17 protein-coding genes are annotated in these 18387 nt (G+C 71.4%); 3 read left to right on the top strand and 14 right to left on the bottom strand.

What is annotated here, in order from left to right:
• Nucleotides 1–428: 428 nt before the first annotated feature.
• The 10 genes from ABD810_RS09655 to ABD810_RS09610 all read right to left on the bottom strand — a co-directional run bounded on the left by ABD810_RS09655 (nt 429) and on the right by ABD810_RS09610 (nt 8423).
• Nucleotides 429–1223, bottom strand: coding sequence for a GntR family transcriptional regulator (locus ABD810_RS09655; protein ID WP_344936967.1), 795 nt, complete (start codon nt 1221–1223; stop codon nt 429–431).
• 90 nt (nt 1224–1313) lie between these two features.
• A complete protein-coding gene (gene fabG, locus ABD810_RS09650; RefSeq protein ID WP_344936965.1) occupies nt 1314–2078 on the bottom strand; it encodes a 3-oxoacyl-ACP reductase FabG in 765 nt (254 codons plus the stop codon).
• 9 nt (nt 2079–2087) lie between these two features.
• The gene (locus tag ABD810_RS09645) at nt 2088–3089 is read right to left on the bottom strand and encodes a phosphotransferase enzyme family protein (protein ID WP_344936963.1); all 1002 of its coding nucleotides are present in this window, start codon (nt 3087–3089) and stop codon (nt 2088–2090) included.
• Nucleotides 3090–3097: 8 nt separating this feature from the next.
• On the bottom strand, nt 3098–3826 hold the full coding sequence (locus ABD810_RS09640; RefSeq protein WP_344936961.1) for a microcompartment protein: 729 nt from the start codon (nt 3824–3826) through the stop codon (nt 3098–3100).
• Entirely contained in the window at nt 3819–4103 is a 285-nt protein-coding gene (locus tag ABD810_RS09635) for a BMC domain-containing protein (protein WP_344936959.1), read from the bottom strand. Before ABD810_RS09635 ends, ABD810_RS09640 begins: the two co-directional genes overlap by 8 nt.
• A gap of 52 nt (nt 4104–4155) precedes the next feature.
• The gene (locus tag ABD810_RS09630; RefSeq protein ID WP_344936957.1) at nt 4156–4404 is read right to left on the bottom strand and encodes a EutN/CcmL family microcompartment protein; all 249 of its coding nucleotides are present in this window, start codon (nt 4402–4404) and stop codon (nt 4156–4158) included.
• Complete coding sequence (locus ABD810_RS09625; RefSeq protein WP_344936955.1) at nt 4404–4913, bottom strand: hypothetical protein; 510 nt, start codon at nt 4911–4913, stop codon at nt 4404–4406. The genes ABD810_RS09630 and ABD810_RS09625 overlap by 1 nt, the downstream gene beginning before the upstream one ends.
• Nucleotides 4910–5533, bottom strand: coding sequence for a BMC domain-containing protein (locus ABD810_RS09620; protein WP_344936954.1), 624 nt, complete (start codon nt 5531–5533; stop codon nt 4910–4912). Before ABD810_RS09620 ends, ABD810_RS09625 begins: the two co-directional genes overlap by 4 nt.
• A gap of 2 nt (nt 5534–5535) precedes the next feature.
• Nucleotides 5536–7161 carry an aldehyde dehydrogenase family protein gene (locus ABD810_RS09615; protein WP_344936952.1) on the bottom strand — a complete coding sequence of 542 codons (1626 nt, stop codon included), beginning with the start codon at nt 7159–7161 and terminating at the stop codon, nt 5536–5538.
• Complete coding sequence (locus ABD810_RS09610; protein ID WP_344936950.1) at nt 7158–8423, bottom strand: class-III pyridoxal-phosphate-dependent aminotransferase; 1266 nt, start codon at nt 8421–8423, stop codon at nt 7158–7160. Before ABD810_RS09610 ends, ABD810_RS09615 begins: the two co-directional genes overlap by 4 nt.
• Before the next feature lie 359 nt (nt 8424–8782).
• On the opposite strand from ABD810_RS09610, the gene ABD810_RS09605 reads away from it, so the two are divergent.
• The 3 genes from ABD810_RS09605 (at nt 8783) to ABD810_RS09595 (ending at nt 12643) form a co-directional block, all read left to right on the top strand.
• A complete protein-coding gene (locus ABD810_RS09605) occupies nt 8783–10303 on the top strand; it encodes an APC family permease (RefSeq protein ID WP_344936948.1) in 1521 nt (506 codons plus the stop codon).
• A gap of 124 nt (nt 10304–10427) precedes the next feature.
• Nucleotides 10428–11174 carry an SDR family NAD(P)-dependent oxidoreductase gene (locus ABD810_RS09600; RefSeq protein WP_344937573.1) on the top strand — a complete coding sequence of 249 codons (747 nt, stop codon included), beginning with the start codon at nt 10428–10430 and terminating at the stop codon, nt 11172–11174.
• Between the two features lie 203 nt (nt 11175–11377).
• The gene (locus ABD810_RS09595; RefSeq protein ID WP_344936946.1) at nt 11378–12643 is read left to right on the top strand and encodes a C39 family peptidase; all 1266 of its coding nucleotides are present in this window, start codon (nt 11378–11380) and stop codon (nt 12641–12643) included.
• A 62-nt stretch (nt 12644–12705) separates the two neighbouring features.
• Here the strand turns inward: ABD810_RS09595 and ABD810_RS09590 are convergent, their stop codons facing one another.
• The 4 genes from ABD810_RS09590 to rbsK all read right to left on the bottom strand — a co-directional run bounded on the left by ABD810_RS09590 (nt 12706) and on the right by rbsK (nt 18377).
• Complete coding sequence (locus tag ABD810_RS09590) at nt 12706–13530, bottom strand: HpcH/HpaI aldolase/citrate lyase family protein (protein WP_344936943.1); 825 nt, start codon at nt 13528–13530, stop codon at nt 12706–12708.
• Entirely contained in the window at nt 13530–14702 is a 1173-nt protein-coding gene (locus ABD810_RS09585; protein ID WP_344936941.1) for a CaiB/BaiF CoA transferase family protein, read from the bottom strand. Before ABD810_RS09585 ends, ABD810_RS09590 begins: the two co-directional genes overlap by 1 nt.
• Nucleotides 14699–16558 (bottom strand): SUMF1/EgtB/PvdO family nonheme iron enzyme, encoded by a 1860-nt coding sequence (locus tag ABD810_RS09580; protein WP_344936938.1) that lies wholly within the window; start codon nt 16556–16558, stop codon nt 14699–14701. Before ABD810_RS09580 ends, ABD810_RS09585 begins: the two co-directional genes overlap by 4 nt.
• A gap of 943 nt (nt 16559–17501) precedes the next feature.
• Nucleotides 17502–18377, bottom strand: coding sequence for a ribokinase (rbsK, locus tag ABD810_RS09575; protein ID WP_344936935.1), 876 nt, complete (start codon nt 18375–18377; stop codon nt 17502–17504).
• Nucleotides 18378–18387 lie beyond the last annotated feature (10 nt).

Genomic DNA, 18387 nt, shown 5'->3' with positions numbered 1-18387 from the left:
TTCTGTACCGCCGCCTTCCACGCGGGTGTTCATGCAGGGCGTGATCCCTGTGTCACGGCGGAGCTGGTGATCGACTCCCTTCCGTCGCGCGGCGGCAGGCCCCCGCGGCGTCCTGCCGCGGGATGCCGCCGAATCGGCTAACTCCGGCCGCTTGGAACTGTGCAGAGAACCTGGCGTGAAGTTACGCGCCTTTTGCCGCCTTTGGAAGACCTTTTCCTGGTATGTACCGCGACTTTCTCTTATGAGTGGACAAAGTCCCTGCTAGAAGCCGTCGGCCATCACTCCGGCGACCATCTCGCCTCGCCCGGAGCGCATGTTTCGCCGTCCCGGCATCGGCTTTTGCCGGTCTTTCGGCAGAAGTTCCGCTCACCACAGAAGGCGCCGCCGGCTGGACGGGTGCCGCCGCGATGGACGACGTGCCGGTTCTCTCAGCGGGGCATGTGGTGCAGGTCGATCAGGCGGCCCCGGCCGCGGGCGGAGTCGGCGGTGCCGGCCGCCCCCTGCGTACGGACGAGGATCCTCGTACGGTCCGCGCGGAACAGGTCGTGGGAGAACTCGAAAGGGCTGCCCGACCCGTCGAAGGTGGTGCGGGTGATGGCGAGCAGCGGTATGCCGAGCGGCACGTCCAGCACCGCGGCCTCGTCGGGGCCCGCGGGCACCGCCTCGATGCTCTCGATCGCCTCCACCGGGCGCACGCCGTACCGCTCGGCGAGCAGGTCGTAGATCGAGCCCCCAAGCGGAAGCTCCAGCAGGCTGGGGAACCGGAGCGCGGGAAAGCGGGCGTTCTCCAGGGACAGCGGCTGCCCGTCGGCCAGCCGGATGCGCACGATCTCGGTGACCAGGTCGCCGGGGTCCACGGCGAGCGAGGCGGCCGTGGCGTCGTCGGCGGCGACGATGCCGGCGCTGACCACCCGCGAGCCGGCGGTGAACCCCTGCTCGCGAAGCAGCGCGGGCACGCCGATGACGCTGGACAGATCTCGTTCGATCTTGGACTTGCTGACGAACGTGCCGCCGCCGCGGCCGGGGACCCTGCGGACGGCCCCGAGCCCTTCCAGCGCGCCGAGCGCCTGGCGCAGGGTCGACCGGCTCACGCCGAGCCGGGCGGAGAGCTCGCGCTCGGAGCCGAGCCGCCGGCCCGGCTCAAGCTCGCCCGCCGAGATGAGGGCGAGGAGCTCCCGCCTGGCGGCCTCGACCGCGCTCTCATCCCCCTGGTCCCGTGACACCTCATCACCTTTCTGACCATGGCTCCGAACCAGAGCACGTCTCGCCATGGGGCCGTACCAGACCAGAGCCTGGAGGATCGCCCGATTAGATCACATGACGCTCAGCGACTCCTGCGATTCGGGGAGGATCTGACCGCCGTCCACCACCAGGGCATGGCCGGTGATGTAGGCGGCCTCCTCGGTGGCGAGGAACAGGCAGGCGTTGCCGATGTCCTCGACGGTGCCGAGGCGCCTCAGCGGGATCGCGGCCTCCATCCCCCGCAGGTACTCGTCCCCGTGCTCGACGAGGCTCTCGGTCAGGATGTTGCCCGGCAGGACGGCGTTGACCGTGATGCCCTTGGGCGCCAGCTCCATCGCCGCGCTGCGCATGAAGCCAAGCTGCGCGGCCTTGCTCGCGCCGTAGTGGGACCAGCCGGGGTACCCGGTGACCGGCCCGGTGATCGAGGAGGTGAGGATCACCCTGCCACGCCCGGAAGCCTGCAACGGGGCGAGGCACGCTTGCACGCACAGCATGGTGCCCTTGACGTTGACCGCGAGGACGTGGTCGATGTCGGCCTCGACCATGTCGGTGAGCCGCTTGTCGGGGAAGATCCCCGCGTTGGCGCACAGCACGTCCACGCCGCCGTGCCGCTGGACCGCGGTCCTGGCGATCCGCACGCAGTCGTCCGGCCTGGAGACGTCCGCGGCCAGGTGGGAGACGCCCAGCTCCTCGGCGGCGGCCCTGGCGGTCTCCTCATCCCTTCCCACGATCAGCACCTTCGCGCCGGCCGCTTTGAAGACCTTCGCGATGCCCTTGCCGATGCCCTTGGTGCCGCCGGTGACGATGACCGAACGTCCGGCCACTGAGGTGAACATGGGACTCCTTTAAAGTGATCCGGTGAGATAGCGTTCGGCCAGCTCGCAGCTGCCCTCGGTGTAACCGGCCCCCAGCTCGCGGGCGACGTCGACCGCGGTGTGGGAGCCGATCCAGGCGACGAGCAGCAGCCGGCGGAACATGACGAAGGTCCAGATCTCGTCCTCGTCGTCCCTGGGGAGGTCGAGGACGGTCCGGTAGCCGTGGACCCAGGAGTCGATCATCTGGGGCACCTGCGGGTAGTGCTCGATGAAGCTGACGGCGGCGCCGAGGTCGTACAGGTACCAGCCGAGACCGCAGTCGTCGAAGTCGATGACGGTGGTGCCCGCCGTGCCGTCGACGAGCAGGTTGGCCAGGCGCAGGTCGGCGTGGATGAGGCCGTAGCGCTCCGGTCCCTTGCCGAACCGGGCCAGCCGGTCGCGCAGGGTCCGCTCCAGCCGGGACAGCACGGCGGCCGCCTCGCGGTCGACCCCGACGCCGTCCTGCCACCGGCCCCAGCGGGGCGCGGGCCCGAACGCGGCCTGGTCGTCCCAGTGGAAGCGGGTGAAGGCGGGCGGGCGTGGCCAGCGCCTCGCGTGCAGGTGCATGCGGGCGGTGATGGCGCCGAGCGGTCCGAAGTGCTCGACCAGGCGGTCCTCACCGGGCTCGGCGCCCGGGACGAACTCGAACATCACGCAGTCACGCGGCGGCGCGCCCGGGTCCTCGACGGTGACGATCCTCGATCCGTCGAGCGCGGGCAGCACGGCCGGGGTTCGCACGCCGGCCTCGTCGCGCAGCGCCGACAGCCAGTCGAGCTCCGAGGCGATCGCCTCGGGCGAGTGGTAGCCCAGCCGGTGGACCCGCAGGACCGTACGGGCGCCCGCGTCCGTGACCAGGAAGGTGGCGTTCTCCGACACGTTGATGAGCGCGACCTGCGCGTCCGGCGAGACGTCGTAGTGCCGCAGCGCCCGCCGCGCGACCCGCTCGACGCGGGCGAGCACGTCGTCGCCTCCGGAAAGGTCGTGGGCCTCCATGAGTTCTCCTACTGGTCACGGCCTTCGACCGCCGAAAGCACGCGGGTGATGGCGTCCCGCGCGGTACGTACCGACTCCGCCGGGCCGCTGAGGTAGAGACGGCCCGCGGATCCGATCATCTGCACGTCCACGAGCGTGATGTCCGGGGCCGCCTTCTCCGCCTCGTTCGCCGCCACGGTGGCGAACAGCGCGGGGGTCATCTCGCAAACGAGGAGCGTCTCCCCCGGAAGGACCATCGAGGCCTGCCGGTTGCGGTTGACCAGCACCGCGTGCTGGTCGGTGATGTCCTCGATGACGTCGGTGTAGAGGACGCGGGGTTTGAGCTGGTCGGCCGGTGACGCGCCGATGCCGTCGAGGATGGCCCGCCCCGCCCGGCGCACGTCCTCCAGCGAGGAGCCGTGGACCTCCAGCACGCCGAACTGCCGCTCGACGAACAGGATCCCCGGCTCGACGGATGGCACCGAGCGCAGTGCGAGGTCGATGACCCGCTCGATCGCGAGGCCGGGGGCCACCTCGACGATGAGGGCGTGCTGCCCCTCGTACGGCGGGTACCCGCGGGCCCGCGTCGGCGCCGCCATCGCCGCCGTGAACTGCCGCCGGAGGTTCTCGATGAGCAGGTAGACCCGCAGTTCCGCCGAACGGCGTCCCTCGGATTCGCCTGCGGCGGCGGGGACGGGCTTCGCGGCACGGGAACGTGACCGCGTCGGGGTGCTCACCGGCCGGGGGGTGTTACTCACCGGCCGAGAGGTTGAAGCCACGTGCCAGGTCGGCGTGCGGGCGCGGGATGACGTGCACGGAGACGAGCTCGCCGATGTTGGAGGCGGTCTCGGCCCCGGCCTCGGTGGCGGCCTTGACCGCACCGACGTCACCGATCACCGTGACCGCCACCAGGCCCGCGCCCACCTGCTCGCGGCCCACGATCGTGACGTTGGCGGCCTTGACCATGGCGTCGGCGGCGGCGAGCGCGGCGACGTACCCTCTGGTCTCGATGAGGCCGATCGCATTGTTTGCCATTACTGCTCCTTGTATCACTTATGCGGGGATATGTCGGGGTATGCGGGGAAGATCATCCCGGGATGTCGTCGATCGAGCCGATGATCAGGGCGTCGATCGGCGGGGACTTCGCCCCGGGGAACCAGGACGCGGCCACCGAACCCTGGACGACCAGGACCCGCTCGCCGATACCGCTGCCGAGCACGTCGAAGGCGATCAGGCGCGAACCCCCGTCGAGCTCGACTTCGAGGAACGCGCCACCGGGGATCCCCTCGATCCGCCGGGTGGCCCAGACACTGGATGTCACCGTGCCGCGCAGCATCAGCCCTCCCTCTCCACGACGACGCCGCACGCTCGCACCCGTTCCTTGGCCAGCGGCGTGAGCAGGGCCCGGCGTCCGAGGACCAGCCGGGCGCCGGCGGCCGCGGCCTCGGCGACATGCCGTTCGGTGACGGCCCCCTTCTCATGCCGGCGCACCGCCCCCTCCGCGCCCGCGTGTACGGACGGCGCGGCGCCGGCCGTACGCTCCACGTAACCGGGAGGGGCGCCGGCCGTGCGCTCCACGGCGATGGGAGAGGGGTCGAGGCGGAACCTCAGCCGCCCCTCCCGCAGGTCGGTGGCGCGCCCGGGATCGCGGGCGAGGTCGAGCACATGCAGGGCGAAGGCGTTGAGGTCGTCGTCATCTCTGATCGCGACCGGTCGCGCGCCCTCCCCGGCCCGTACGGCGTCGCGCAGGGCCGGAAGCAGGTCGCGCACGACCTCGCGGACCAGGGCACGCAGCTCGTCGTGGGGAACGCGAGCGTCGTCCGGGTGATCTCGGGTCGTGCTCATGCGCGGCTCCAGGATGAGGCGGCCGCGCCGTCCAGGGCCCGGCGGGCGGCGTCGGCGGCCTGCCGCACATCGGACTCGCGGCCGGACAGGTAGACCCGGCCGGTCGCGCCCATCATCCGGTAGTCGACGACCTTGATCTCGGCGGCCTTCTCGGCCTCGTTGACCGCGAGGATGGCGTACGAGGCGGGCTGGCACTCCAGCACGAACAGCGACTCGCCCGGCAGCGCGAGCGACCCTAGCCGGTTCCTGTTGATGAGGAAGGCGTGCTGGCCGTCCAGGCTGGACACGATCTCCGAGGCGAGGATGCGCGGGGGCACCGCGTCGGCGGCGGTGGCGCCGAGCTCGCCCAGCACCGCCTCGGCGGCGGCGCGCACCTCGCCGATCGGCCCGTGGAACTCCAGGTAGCCGAACTGCCGCTCGACGACCAGGATCCCCGCCTTCACCTCGGCGTGCTTGAGCGCCACGTCGGTCAGCGGTTCGATGTCCAGGCCGGGGGCGATCTCGATGATCTGGGCGGCCTGGTTGAGCCGTGGCAGCGCGCCGCGCATCCAGGTGCCGAGGTAGCACATGGTCTGCGGCTGCAGTTGGTCGATGAAGATGAAGGAGCGCAGCTCTGCCATGGTCAGGGCCTCACCAGGGTCGCGAGCTCTTCGAGGATCAGCCGCCTGATCTCGTCACGCAACCGGTCGTCGCCCGCGCCGGGCGACGCGGGGCCCGTACCGGCCGGAGCGGGCCGTGCGGAGGGGGCGGGAGCCGTGCGGGCGTTGGACGCCCGCGGGTAGGCCGGGACCTGGCCGCCGGGCGGTGACCACGGACTCAGCCTGTCGAAGTCGCCGAACGGCGCGTCGACGTGGTAGGCGACCTTGGTCCAGTTGACCAGGTTGCCCGGCTGGAGGTTCTCCCCCGCCGACGAGCCGCCGACGAAGCCGGTGCCGATGGTCATGGAGATCGGCAGGTTGGTGTCGATCCCCGAGGCCCCCGTGCTGTTGCCCGCGTTCACCGAGATCCGCAGGACCGGGACGGCGGCGCCGAACTCCATGATCGTCGCGCTGTCGGTGCTGTGGACGGCCGCCGAGTGGCCCGCTCCGGAAATGCGCAGGACGGCCCGCGCGGCGTTGATGCCGCGCCGCGCCGAGGGGACGCGCAGCAGGGCGAGCACCGGGCAGAGCTTCTCGTGGGCCAGCGGTTCCTCGGGAACGGCCAGGTCGATGGGGGCGAGCAGCACCTTGGTCCCGGCGGGCACCCGGACCCCGGCCTGCTGGGCGATCCACGTCGCGTCCCTGCCCACGAAGCGGGTGTCGAACGCGCCGCCGGGGAACAGCGCCTCGCGCACCCGGTCGCGCTCGTCGCCGGACAGCAGGTGGGCGCCGCGCATGAGCGAGACCAGCCGGTCGGCGATCGCGTCCTCGGCGATGAGCACCGACTCGTTGGTGCACAGGATCGAGTTGTCGAAGCTCTTGCTGGCCACAATGTGGCGGGCGGCCGACTCCAGGTCGGCCGTGCGGTCCACCAGCACCGGGACGTTGCCGGGGCCGACGCCGAGCGCCGGGTTGCCGGACCGGTAGGCTGCGCGGACCACCGGCGACCCTCCCGTCGCGACGATCACGTCCACGCGGGGATCGGCCATCATCTGCTCGATCATGGGCAGGGCCGGCTCCTCGATGACCTGGATCACCCCGTCGGGAGCGCCCGCGGCGACCGCCGCCGCGGCCAGCGTGCGGGCGGCGTCGGCGCAGCACCCCTTGGCCATCGGGTGCGGGCTGATCACGATCGCGTTCCTCGTCATCAGCGCCAGCAGGATCTTGAAGTAGACGGTGGCGACCGGATTGGTCGAGGGGGTCAGGGCGAACACCACGCCGGCCGGCCGGGGGATCGACAGGATCCTCTCGGCGGCGTCGGCTCGCGGGGACACGTAGTCGTGACCCGCGTAGGCGCCGGCCAGGCCCGCCGAGCAGGCCATGTTCTTCAGCGCCTTGTGCTCGGCCACGCCGAAGCCGGTCTCGCGCACCGCCCACTCGGCGTAGCGGACGGCGTTGTCCGCCGCCACGCGGGCGACCGCCGCGACGATCCTGTCCACCGAGGGCCTGTCGTAGCGGGCGAACGCCCGTACGGCCCACCGGGCGCGCTCCAGCATCACCGGACCCTGACCGGCCGAACGGCTCGCGCCGGTGTTCACGGCGCCGTCCGCGGGCCGGTTCACGGTGGCGTTCGCGGTGGCGTTCGCCGGGTCGGTCACCGGGCGGTTCACCGGGCCTCCTTCGCGGCCCGCGCGATGGCGACGGCCGTACGATCGAGCAGTTCCTCGGCCAGGGACGGGTCGAGCAGGATGCCGGGCTTGTACTGCAGCACCCGGGGATCGAGGGTCGAGAAGATCGCCCAGACGCCGTTCTCGTACAGGTGCCTCATGACGTACTTGGCCCCCTCGGGATGGTCGAACTCCAGGCCGATGACCAGCCCGTTCTGCCGGATGCCGGTGAACCAGCCGGGATCGTCGGCCTGGATGGCCGCGAGGCCCCGGCCGACCAGGTCGCTGATGTAGTGCACGATCGAGCGCGTCTCCGGGCGATTACAGATCTCCAGCGTCTTCAGCGCGGTCACGCAGCCCAGTTCGGCGCCGCCGAAGGAGGCCATGTGGGCGAATCCGTCCTCGGTCAGCCATCTCGCGCAGCGCTCGCTGACGAGCACGGCGGCGATGGGGTAGAGGCCGCCGGAGATCCCCTTGCCGGTGACCAGGATGTCGGGCCGGATGCCGTGCTTGGTGATGGCCCACAGCTCGCCGGTCCGCATGAGCCCGGTCTGGACCTCGTCGGCGATGTACAGCGCGTCGTAGGTCTCGCAGAGCCGCTTGACGCCCTCCAGATAGCCGGGATCCGGCAGCGGGAAGCCGTACGTCGCGGGGATCGTCTCCATGATCACGGCCGCCACGTCACGGTCCCGCAGGGCGGCCTCCATGGCCGCCAGGTCGTTGAACGGCACGTGGACGAACTCCTCCGGCCGGTCGGACAGGAAGAGCTTGGAGAACCGGTCGTCGCCGGTGCCGACGGCGAGCCCGGTGTGGCCGTGGTAGGCCTTGACGATCGAGACGATCTTGCGCTTGCCGGTCGTGTGCCGCGCGGTCTTCAGCGCGATGTCGATGGCCTCGCCGCCGCCGCTGGCGTAGATCACCTTGCTCAGGCCTTCAGGCCCGGTGGTGATCAGCGCCTCGGCGAGGGCGGTACGGGCAAGGGACGGGAAGTGGTGGTTGCCGATGTCGAAGTGGTCCATGGCCTGCCTCAGCGCGGCGAGGACCTCGGGGTTGCGGTGGCCGACGTTGTAGGTGCCGCCGTTGAGGTGGACGTCGATCAGGCGCTTGCCCGAGACGTCGTACAGGAAGTAGCCCTCCCGGCGGTCGATGACCAGGGGCACTCCCGAGTCGATCCAGAATTGGGTCTTCCCCGGGTTCCAGTACGCCGAGGACTTCTGGAGAACCTCGTCCTTGGACGCGTAGGAGAACAACCCGTAGTCGAGCATCCTGGTCCCATCGATTCGGTCTATCAATCGGTAGGACCGAATACTTTCCCAGGCCGACCTTAAGCGTCAATGGTTGGACTAGTGAGGTTTTGGAAACCCGAAAGGTATTGCTTGGGCTAGCCGATAAATGGCAGCATTTGCGCATCTCGCGTGACTTCACCCACGTCGAGGGCACCATCAGCAGGAGGCCCACCGGTGCGCATGGCCGACGAGAGACCACCGCGTCCCGCGTTCCTCGCCGTCCGACGCCCCGGATCAGGCTCATTCGGTCTGCTCACGGCCTTCCTGCGCGGCTGTCCTCCCCTACGCCGGCCCTCGCCATCCCTGTACGACGCTGGTTCCCCCCGGAAGGCACAGCCTTGAGCACCACTGAGAACAGAGCCGCGGGCCCTGAGGCCCCCGGCGTGAACCGCCTCCGCAAGAACGCCGTCGGCCTGCTCGGCGTCATCTTCATGGCGGTGGCCACCGCGGCCCCCATCACCGCCATGACCGGTAACGTCCCCATCGCGCTGGGCTTCGGCAACGGCCTCGGCGTCCCGGCCGGCTACCTCGTCGCCACCATCGTCCTCACCGTGTTCTCGGTGGGGTACGTGGCGATGGCCAAGCACATCACCTCGGCCGGCGCCTTCTACGGGTACATCTCCCACGGTCTCGGCCAGGTGGCAGGCATGGTCGCCGGCCTGCTGGCCACCATGGCGTACGTCGTCTTCGAGGCCTCGATCATCGGCTTCTTCGCCTACTCGGCCAACGACACGTTCAAGACGCTGGCGGGCGTGGACGTCCACTGGCTGTGGTTCGCCTTCCTCGGCCTCGCGCTGAACGCCGCCCTCACCTACTTCGACATCAACCTGACCGCCAAGGTCCTCGGCGTCTTCCTCATCACCGAGATCCTCATGCTGGGACTCACCGCCACCGTGACGCTGTTCCACGGCGGCGGCCCCGACGGGCTGATGGCGAACTCCCTCAATCCGGTCGGCGCCTTCGGCACCAACGGCCTGGCGGCCGGCGCCGTCGGGCTCGGGCTGTTCATGTGCTTCTGGTCGTGGGTCGGCTTCGAGTCCACCGCGATGTACGGCGAGGAGTCCCGCGACCCCAAGAGGATCGTCCCCAAGGCCACGCTGGTCTCGGTGGTCGGCATCGGGCTGTTCTACACCTTCGTCTCGTGGATGACCGTCGCGGCCGGCGGCGTCAAGGCCCCCGAGATCGCGGCCAAGGAGTTCGCCGGGGTCTTCTTCAACCCCACCAGGGACCTGATCGGCGAATGGGCCGTCGACCTGTTCAAGATCCTGATCATCACGGGGTCGTTCGCGTGCTCGATGGCGTTCCACAACTGCGCCTCGCGCTACCTGTACGCCCTCGGCCGCGAGGACCTGATCCCCGGCATGGCCCGCACCCTCGGGCGCACCCACCCGCGGCACGGCTCCCCGCACATCGCCGGTTTCGTGCAGACGGCCATCTCCGTCGTGCTGGTCCTCGCGTTCTTCTTCGCGGGCATGGACCCGTACGTCCACATGTACACCCTGCTGGCGGTGCTGGGCACGCTGGCGATCCTGATCGTGCAGTCGCTCTGCTCGTTCTCGGTCATCGGCTACTTCCACGTCAAGAAGAAGCACCCGGAGACGGCCAACGTGTGGCGCACGCTGGCCGCGCCGCTCGCCGGTGGCCTGGCGATGCTGTACGTGGTGTTCCTGCTCTTCCAGAACCAGGAGGCCGCCGCCGGGCTCGCGTCCACGAGCCTGCTGTTCAAGCTCATCCCATGGATCGTGCTCGCCTTCGCGGCGCTCGGCGTGGGCATGGCCCTGTACTTGCGGGCCAAGAACCCGCTGAAGTACGACATCATCGGCCGCATCGTGCTGGAGGACACCGTCGAGCGCGACTGACCACACACCCTCGGACCAGAAGCGGATGACCGTCTCGTACGACCCCGGCGCCGGCCCGGCCGGCCTCGCGGCGACGCCACACTGCCCCATCTCACCGGCCCTGCCGCCTGCTACGCTCCGGCGGATGAGCGGACGAGCGGTGCTGGTCACCGGCGCATCAAGGGGCATCGGGCGGGCCATCGCGACGGCCTTCGCCACCGGCGGCGACCGGGTGGCCATCCACCACCGCGGCTCCGCGGACCTGGCCGGCCGGCTCCTCGCCGAGCTTCCCGGAGAGGGCCACGTCGTGGTCCAGGCCGACATCGCCGACCCTGCCCAGGTGCGGCGTATGGCCGACGAGGCGGCGGAGGCCCTCGGCGGCCTCGACGTGCTGGTCAACAACGCGGGCGTCTTCTTCCACCACCCGATCACCGAGGTCTCCTACGAGGAGTGGCAGGCCGCGTGGCGGGAGACGCTGGACACCAACCTGGTGGGCGCGGCCAACCTCACATGGTGCGCCGTGCGGCACATGTCCCGTGGCGCGAGGATCGTCAACGTCTCCTCGCGCGGCGCCTTCCGCGGGGAGCCGGACGGCCCGGCCTACGCGGCGAGCAAGGCGGGCCTGAACGCCCTCGGCCAGTCGCTGGCCATCGCCCTGGCCTCCCAGGGCATCGCCGTGGGCACCGTGGCCCCGGGCTACGTCGAGACCGACATGACCAACGAGCACCTGAAGTCGCCGCGGAGTGACGCGATCCGCGCCCAGAGCCCCTTCGGCCGGGTGGCCCGCCCGGAGGAGATCGCCGCGGCCGTGCTCTACCTGGCATCCCCCGAGTCCGAATGGGCAAGCGGCACCATCATCGACCTGAACGGCGCCTCGTACCTGCGAAGCTAGGCGCCACGGCCACCCGCGGCCAGGCGCTAGGGCCGTCCACCCGAGGGGCCACCTCACCCGGCGGCCGGCGAGGCGGCACACCTTGGCGGACGGCGATGCGGCACGCCCCGGCGGACGGCGATACGTAAACCGCCCGATGCGCGAAGCCGCCGGAGGTTCTACGGTCTGCGGCGTCGAGAGCCCCTTCAGAGAAGGTGAGCCCCATGCGCGTGCTGACCGTGTTCCTCTCCGCCGTCCTGCTTGCCACGACGGTCGCCACCCCCTCCGCGGCGGGCTCAGCCGCGGAGAGCACGAAACCACCGCCCGGCACGGCCAAGGTCGTCTACCAGCGGGCGTCCTTCGCCGCCGGCGCCCCCGAGGGCGTCAGCACCGGTGGCGGCCTGGCCTTCGCCTCTCCGGTGGGGACCACCTCCTACACCGACGCGCTGGGCACCAAAACCTGGGAGTACGCCCGCTGGACCGGCCAGGAGCGGCAGATCGGCTTCGCCGCCACCGAGCTGGTGGCCTCCTGGACCGCCGACACCCCCGCCGGAAGCTGGCTGCAGGTCGAGATGCGCGGCCGCCACACCGCCGGACTGACCAAGTGGTACGTGATGGGCCGCTGGGCCTACGGCGAGGCCGACATCCAGCGCACCTCGCTGGCGGGCCAGTCCGACGCCGACGGCACCGTCTCCGTCGACACCTTCGTCGCCGCGGCGGGCAAGGCGATCACCGCCTACCAGTTGCGCGTCACGCTGCACCGCACGCCCGGCTCCACCGTGACGCCGCGCGTCAGGACCCTCGGCGCGATGGCCTCCGCCGTACCCGAACGCAAGACCGTGCCGGTCAGCCCCGGCGGCCGCGCGTGGGGGACCGAGCTCAACGTGCCCCGCCGCTCCCAGAACGTCCACCAGGGCCACTACCCCGAGTGGGACGGCGGCGGCGAGGCGTGGTGCAGCCCGACCTCGACCACCATGGTCCTCGGCTACTGGGACAAGTGGCCGAGCGCCCAGGACACCTCCTGGGTCGACCCCTCCGACCCCGACCCGGAGGTGGACTACGCCGCCCGGTACACCTACGACCACGCCTACGAAGGCGCGGGCAACTGGCCGTTCAACACCGCCTACGCCGGCCGCTACGGCCTGGACGGGTTCGTCACCCGGCTGCGGTCGCTCACCGAACTCGAACGCCTGATCGCCGCCGGGATCCCGGTGGTCACGTCCCAGTCGTTCAAGGCGAGTGAGCTGCCCGGCGCCGGTTACAGCACCAACGGCCACCTCATGGTGGTGATCGGCTTCACCGCCACGGGTGATGTGATCGCCAACGACCCCGCCTCGCCGAGCAACGACGCCGTGCGCCGGGTCTACCCGCGCGCCAACTTCGAGAACGTGTGGCTGCGCAGCTCCAGCAGCGGCGGCATCGCCTACGTCATCCGCCCGCCAGGGCACGCGCTGCCCGCCACGACACCGGGGCTGCCCGCCAACTGGTGACCCTCCCGGGTGCGGCGGGCGCCCATGGGCCTCGCCGCACCACGGCCGGAGCGCGCAGGACGCTAACCGGTCATGGTGGGGGTGGTCGCCGGGGTACGGACGGCGTCGGTGAGGACGCTTCTGGCCTGGCGGACCACGGCCTCGTCGACGAAGCGGCCGTCGGGGAGGGCCACCGCGCCCACTCCGGCGGCCGCCACGACGTCGTTGGCGGCCGAGACCTCCTCCCCCGTGGGGCGGTAGGCGGCCTCGATGACCGGGAGCTGGGCCGGGTGGATGGCGGCCCGCCCGCGAAAGCCCAGCGCCCGGCCCACGCGGCAGGACTCGGCCAGGCCTTCGAGGTCGTGGATGTCGGTGTAGACCGACTGGACGGGCGCGGGCAGCCCCGCGGCCCTGGCGGCGACCACGAGCCGGGAGCGCGCCCAGGCCAGCCCCGCCTCGTCGCTGATGCCGAGGTCGGCCCGCAGGTCGGCCTCGCCCAGGCCGACGCCGGCCACCGCCGGATCGGCCGAGGCGATCTCGTAGGCGCGCTCCAGGCCGAGAGCCGACTCGATGAGCGGGTGCAGCTCGACGCCGGGCACGGCCCTGGCGATGTCACGGACCTCCTCGGCCGACTCGACCTTCGGCACCCGGATGCCGGCCGTTCCCGCGCACAGGCCGCCGATGGCGTGCAGGTCGACCTGGCCGTAGGTCGTACGCATGTCGTTGACGCGGATCTGGACGCGTGGCTGCGGCGTGGCCAGCAGCGCGACGACCTCGGCCCGGGCCATGGCCTTGTTGTCCGGCGCGACGGCGTCCTCCAGGTCGACGATCACCACGTCGGCGGGGCCGGCGAGCGCCTTGGCCACGAGCGCGGGCCGGTCGGCGGGCGCGTACAGCCAGGTCAGCATCAGACCACTCCCTTGTCACGCAGTGCTTCGATATCGGAGGCGGACAGACCCATCTCGGCCAGGACGCCGGCGGTGTCCGCGCCGTGGGGGCGGCCGGTCCAGCGGATGCCGCCGGGGGTGTCCGACAGCCGGAACATGACGTTCTGCATCCGCAGCGGCCCGAGCTCGGGATCCTCGACCGTGGTGACGGCGTCCAGGGCCGCCAGTTGCGGATCGGCCAGCACGTCACGCACGTCGTAGATCGGCGCGACCGCGGCCTGCGCCTCCTCGAACGCGGCGAGGACCTGCTCACGGGTGCGCGCGCCGATCCACGCGGCGACGGCCTCGTCCAGCTTGGCGGCGTGCTCCACCCGTCCGGCGCCGGTGGCGAACCACGGCTCGGCGATGTACTCCGGCCGCCCCACCAGGCGCATGACGCGCTCGGCGATGTTCTGCGCCGAGGTCGAAACGGCGACCCAGGAGCCGTCCGCGCACCGGTAGGTGTTGCGCGGCGCGTTGTTCACCGAACGGTTGCCGGTGCGCGGCGGCACGATCCCGAGCTGGTCGTAGATCGTCGGCTGCGCTCCGAGCACGGTGAGGATGGGCTCGATGATCGACATGTCGACCACCTGCCCAGAGCCGGTGGACTCACGCGCGCGAAGCGCCGCCATCACCGCGTAGGCGGTCGCGAGGGCGCAGATGCCGTCGGCCAGGCCGAACGGCGGCAGGGTCGGAGGCCCGTCCTGCTCCCCGGTCATCGCGGCGAACCCGCTCATGGCCTCGGCGAGCGTGCCGAACCCCGGCCTGCCGGCGTACGGGCCGAACTGGCCGAACCCGGTGACACGGGCCAGCACCAGGCGCGGGTTGGCCTCGCGGAGCCGGTCGTAGGAGAGGTTCCACCGCTCCAGCGTCCCTGGCCTGAAGTTCTCGATGACGACGTCGGCGTCACGCGCCAGCGCGACCAGCAGGTCCTGGCCTTCGGCCGTCGAGAGGTCGAGGGTCATGGCCCGCTTGTTGCGGCCCAGCATCTTCCACCACAGGCCACCGGGCCCGTGCCCGCGTGAGGGGTCGGGCTTGGCCGGATGCTCGACCTTCACCACCTCGGCGCCGAAGTCACCGAGCAGCATCGCCGCCATCGGTCCGGCGAACAGCGTCGCGAGATCGAGGACGCGGACGCCCTCCAGGGCTTTCATCGGTGTTCCTCCATTTTGGGCGCTTCGTCTGGGTGCGCTGGGGTCACGGTTTTCCGGGCGGCTCGCTCCGCATGCGTCGCTTCCGCCGCTTGCGCCGCCTTGTCGCCCGCCGGGACCACACAGCGGAAACCGATGTTCGGCGACCGTTCGAGCTCGGGGTGGGTGCGCAGCAGCTTCAGCGTGTACGCGGAGGGCTGCGGGCCGGCGTCGACGTACCACTCCGAACCGGTGGCTCCCGCCTCGCCGCCGCCCTTGAGCATCACGAAACGGGTGCGCCCATCCGTGTGCTCGCTCTCGGTGAGGTTCCACACGAGGGGCGAGAGCCGCACGAACCCGGCGGACGCGGCGGCGGCCTGCCATTCGTACTCGGTGGGCAGCCGGGTACCGGCCCACGCGGCGTACGCACGAGCGTCCTCCAGCGTGACGCCGGTCACGGGCGCACCCGGGGCGTCACGGTCCGCCGCCGGCACGGACGTACCGGAGTCGCCGGCGGCCGGGCCTCGGTGACCACCCGGCCACCTCTCGCGGTCCCCGCCCGGCAACCCATCGCGGTCCCCGCCCGGCAGCCCATCGCGGTCCCCGCCCGGCAGCCCATCGCGGTCCCCGCCCGGCTGCCCTTCGCGGCGGCCGCCGGGATGGCCGGTCGCAGCGGTGAACGCGGCGTACTCGGCGTTGGTGACCTCCCGGGGCGCCACCGTGACATTCTCCACCCGCACGTCGCGCGTGACGGTGCGCAGGGCGTGCAGCCGGGGCGGCAGGGGCTTCCATTCGTCCACGTACGGCGCCTCGCCGTCGAAGCCGCACTCCCGCTCCCGGTAGGTGACGCCGAACGTACGGGGCTCTCCTGTCAGGGGGTACGTGCGCACGGGCGGGCGCGCCGGGAACGAGGTGTCGCCGGTCCAGCGCGCCCGTTCCGCACGCTGCCGTACGAGCAGATCGGCGATGTCCGGAGTCACCTCGGGCACGGCGAGCACGGCGGTCACCCCTCGGGCGGGCACGGCACCGGTGAGCCCCGCGCCGAGTTCCTCTCCCGCCATCAGGTCGAGATAGCGCAGCCCCGGTCGCGGCGCGACACCGATCAGCGGCCCGGTGTACGGCTCCTCGGACCGGTTGACGATGGTCCAGAGCGTGACATCGCCGTCCCGCCAGCGGGAGGCGGGGAGCGAGGCGGCGGCCTCGTCGGCCAGCGGCGTCCACTCCCCCGTGGCGAACAGGTCCGCGAAACGGCGCTGCACGGGCAGCATGGCGCGCAGAAGCGCACGGTCGCGGGGGTTCCAGCCGGCCCAGGAGCCGAAGACGTTCTCCCACACCAGGATGCCGCAGCCGTTCATGAAGGCCGAGTGCAGCTCTTCGGAGTGGTCCCGGTGCCAGCGGCGGGTGTGGTGCAGCATGTGCCGCCGCTCGAACCACTTGGTCTTGACGACACCGGGTACCGAGGAGTCGGCGAACCACTGGGCCCAGGACATGGCATGGTCCCTCACCCGGTCCAGCGGGACGGCGGACTCGCTCTCCAGGGCGACACCGAGCTCGGCGAGCCAGGCGTCCCCCGCTTTCAGCGTGTCGAGGAACAACCCGTCCGCGGCGAAGCGCCCGACCAGCTCGCGGACCGCCTTCTGGTGGTCCTCGGGCCGGGTGCCGGTGTCCCAGGGGTTGTAGTCGAGCATGACTTTCACGCCACGGGCACGCAGGGCGGCGACCAGGCCATCGATGCCGGGAGCGTCCCGGTAGAGGTCGAACTGGTTACGCCCGTCGATGCCGATGACCGGGTAGGCATGCCACAGCACCACGGCGTCGTACCCGCCGAACTCCCGCTCTCCGTGGTTCAGAAACCGGTCAGGGGTGAACTCACGTGTCACCGGGTCCCACAACACCGAGTCCCACACCCAAGCGACACAAACCGAAAAACACCTCCCCACCCACCGACCCCCCAAGCCACCGTCCAACTCCCCCGAGCCACCCAACACCCCCTGCCCTGAGCCACCCAACACCCCTCGCCCCAAGCCACCCGACACCCCCTGCCCTGAGCCACCCGACAACTCCCCCGTCCCACCCGACACCTCCCGGCCCGAGCCACCCGACACCTCCCGGCCCGAGCCACCCGACAGCCCCCGGCCTGAGCCACCCCAAAGTCCCCGGCCCGAGCCGCCCATCTGGCCGTATGGCGAACCGTCGTAGGCGAGCCGTGCTCGTGCCTCCGCCCGCCATCGGTGCAGGGCCTCGCGCCAGGCGTCCCGATCGGCGGGGTCGTCCGGCGCGGCAAGGATCTTCGCCCGATCAAGGACGGAAAGGTCGGCGTCCGGCTCCAATGGAACCCGGGTGGGCAGATCAACGGCTCTCGGCCCCGGCCGAACGACCCCCGACACGAACCCGGCCCCGTCCACACGACTGTTCACCGGCTCACCCGCCGTACGACGGCGCCGACTTCACCGCACCCCGTCCCGCCGCCCCGGCGCCGAAATATCAACGTCCCAACCGCGCACCCAAGGGTCGGCCAGCACCCCGCCACCCCAACCGAGCACCCCAAGACCACCCACGACCCCACCACCCCAACCACGCACCCAAGGGTCGGCCAGCACCCCGCCACCCCAACCGACCACCCCAAGATCACCTGGGACCCCGCCACCCCAACCGACCACCCCAAGACCGCCCACGACCCCGCCACCCCAACCGAGGACTCCAAGATCGCCTGGGGTCTTGGCACCCCGACCAGGCGCTCCGGGGTCGGCTGGGGCGGTGTCACCGGGGGTGCCAGGGCGGTGCCGGTGCGGTGGAGTGTGGGTTCGGTGGGGAGTTGGGGGGTCATCGGAGGGAGGCGTCGATTTCGTGGCGGGTGGGCATGGAGGTGCTGGCGCCTGCTCGCTGGACAGACAGGGCGGCCGCGGTGGTGGCGAAGCGCAGGGCCTCCTCATGCGGGCGGCCCTCGGCGCGGGCCACGGCCAGCGCGCCGACGAAGGTGTCCCCCGCCGCCGTGGTGTCGACCGCCTTCACCGGTACGGCCGGCACGCGCAACCGCTCGCCGGTACGCGACCCGTACAGCGCGCCCTCCCCGCCAAGGGTGATGACCGCTTCGGGGACCAACTCCAGCAGCGCCATGAGCGCCTCCTCAGGACCGGCGAGGCCGGTGATCGCCGCGGCCTCGATCTCGTTGGGCACGATGAGGTCGACGGCCGCGAGCAGTTCGCGCGGCAACTCCTGAGCCGGGGCGGGGGTGAGGACCACGGGCACCTTCGCCTGGCGGGCCGCCGCCACCACGGCCTCCATGGGCAGTTCGAGCTGGAGCAGCAGCGCGTCGGATCGGGCGATGACGGCGAGATCCTCCGTCGATACGCCCGTCACGGCGCCGTTCGCACCGGGTACGACGATGATCGAGTTACCGCCGTCGTCGTCGACGACGATGTGGGCGATGCCCGAGGAACCGGGGACGACGCGAAGGCGGCTCACGTCGACGCCCGCCGACTCCAGCGTCCCGCGCATGACCGGGCCGAAGGCGTCGTCCCCCACGGCGCCGACGAACGCGACCTCCGCACCCGCGCGAGCCGCGGCGATGGCCTGGTTGGCACCCTTACCGCCGGGGATCGTGCTGAACGCCCGGCCGGTCACGGTCTCGCCACGCCTGGGCGCGATCGTGGTGTAGGCGACCAGGTCCATGTTGGCACTGCCGAAAACCGAGATCATGATCCGTCCT

The organism is Sphaerisporangium flaviroseum, from assembly GCF_039537005.1.
Taxonomy (GTDB): domain Bacteria; phylum Actinomycetota; class Actinomycetes; order Streptosporangiales; family Streptosporangiaceae; genus Sphaerisporangium; species Sphaerisporangium flaviroseum.
This window is presented reverse-complemented; position numbering and strand designations above follow the sequence as displayed.

Bases quoted from the DNA above. Each gene is read 5' to 3' on its own strand.
- fabG (WP_344936965.1), bottom strand. From the start codon at position 2,078: ATGTTCACCTCAGTGGCCGGACGTTCGGTCATCGTCACCGGCGGCACC.
- ABD810_RS09645 (WP_344936963.1), bottom strand. From the start codon at position 3,089: ATGGAGGCCCACGACCTTTCCGGAGGCGACGACGTGCTCGCCCGCGTC.
- ABD810_RS09635 (WP_344936959.1), bottom strand. From the start codon at position 4,103: ATGGCAAACAATGCGATCGGCCTCATCGAGACCAGAGGGTACGTCGCC.
- ABD810_RS09630 (WP_344936957.1), bottom strand. From the start codon at position 4,404: ATGCTGCGCGGCACGGTGACATCCAGTGTCTGGGCCACCCGGCGGATC.
- ABD810_RS09625 (WP_344936955.1), bottom strand. From the start codon at position 4,913: ATGAGCACGACCCGAGATCACCCGGACGACGCTCGCGTTCCCCACGAC.
- ABD810_RS09620 (WP_344936954.1), bottom strand. From the start codon at position 5,533: ATGGCAGAGCTGCGCTCCTTCATCTTCATCGACCAACTGCAGCCGCAG.
- ABD810_RS09610 (WP_344936950.1), bottom strand. From the start codon at position 8,423: ATGCTCGACTACGGGTTGTTCTCCTACGCGTCCAAGGACGAGGTTCTC.
- ABD810_RS09600 (WP_344937573.1), top strand. From the start codon at position 10,428: ATGAGCGGACGAGCGGTGCTGGTCACCGGCGCATCAAGGGGCATCGGG.
- ABD810_RS09595 (WP_344936946.1), top strand. From the start codon at position 11,378: ATGCGCGTGCTGACCGTGTTCCTCTCCGCCGTCCTGCTTGCCACGACG.
- ABD810_RS09590 (WP_344936943.1), bottom strand. From the start codon at position 13,530: ATGCTGACCTGGCTGTACGCGCCCGCCGACCGGCCCGCGCTCGTGGCC.
- ABD810_RS09585 (WP_344936941.1), bottom strand. From the start codon at position 14,702: ATGAAAGCCCTGGAGGGCGTCCGCGTCCTCGATCTCGCGACGCTGTTC.
- rbsK (WP_344936935.1), bottom strand. From the start codon at position 18,377: ATGATCTCGGTTTTCGGCAGTGCCAACATGGACCTGGTCGCCTACACC.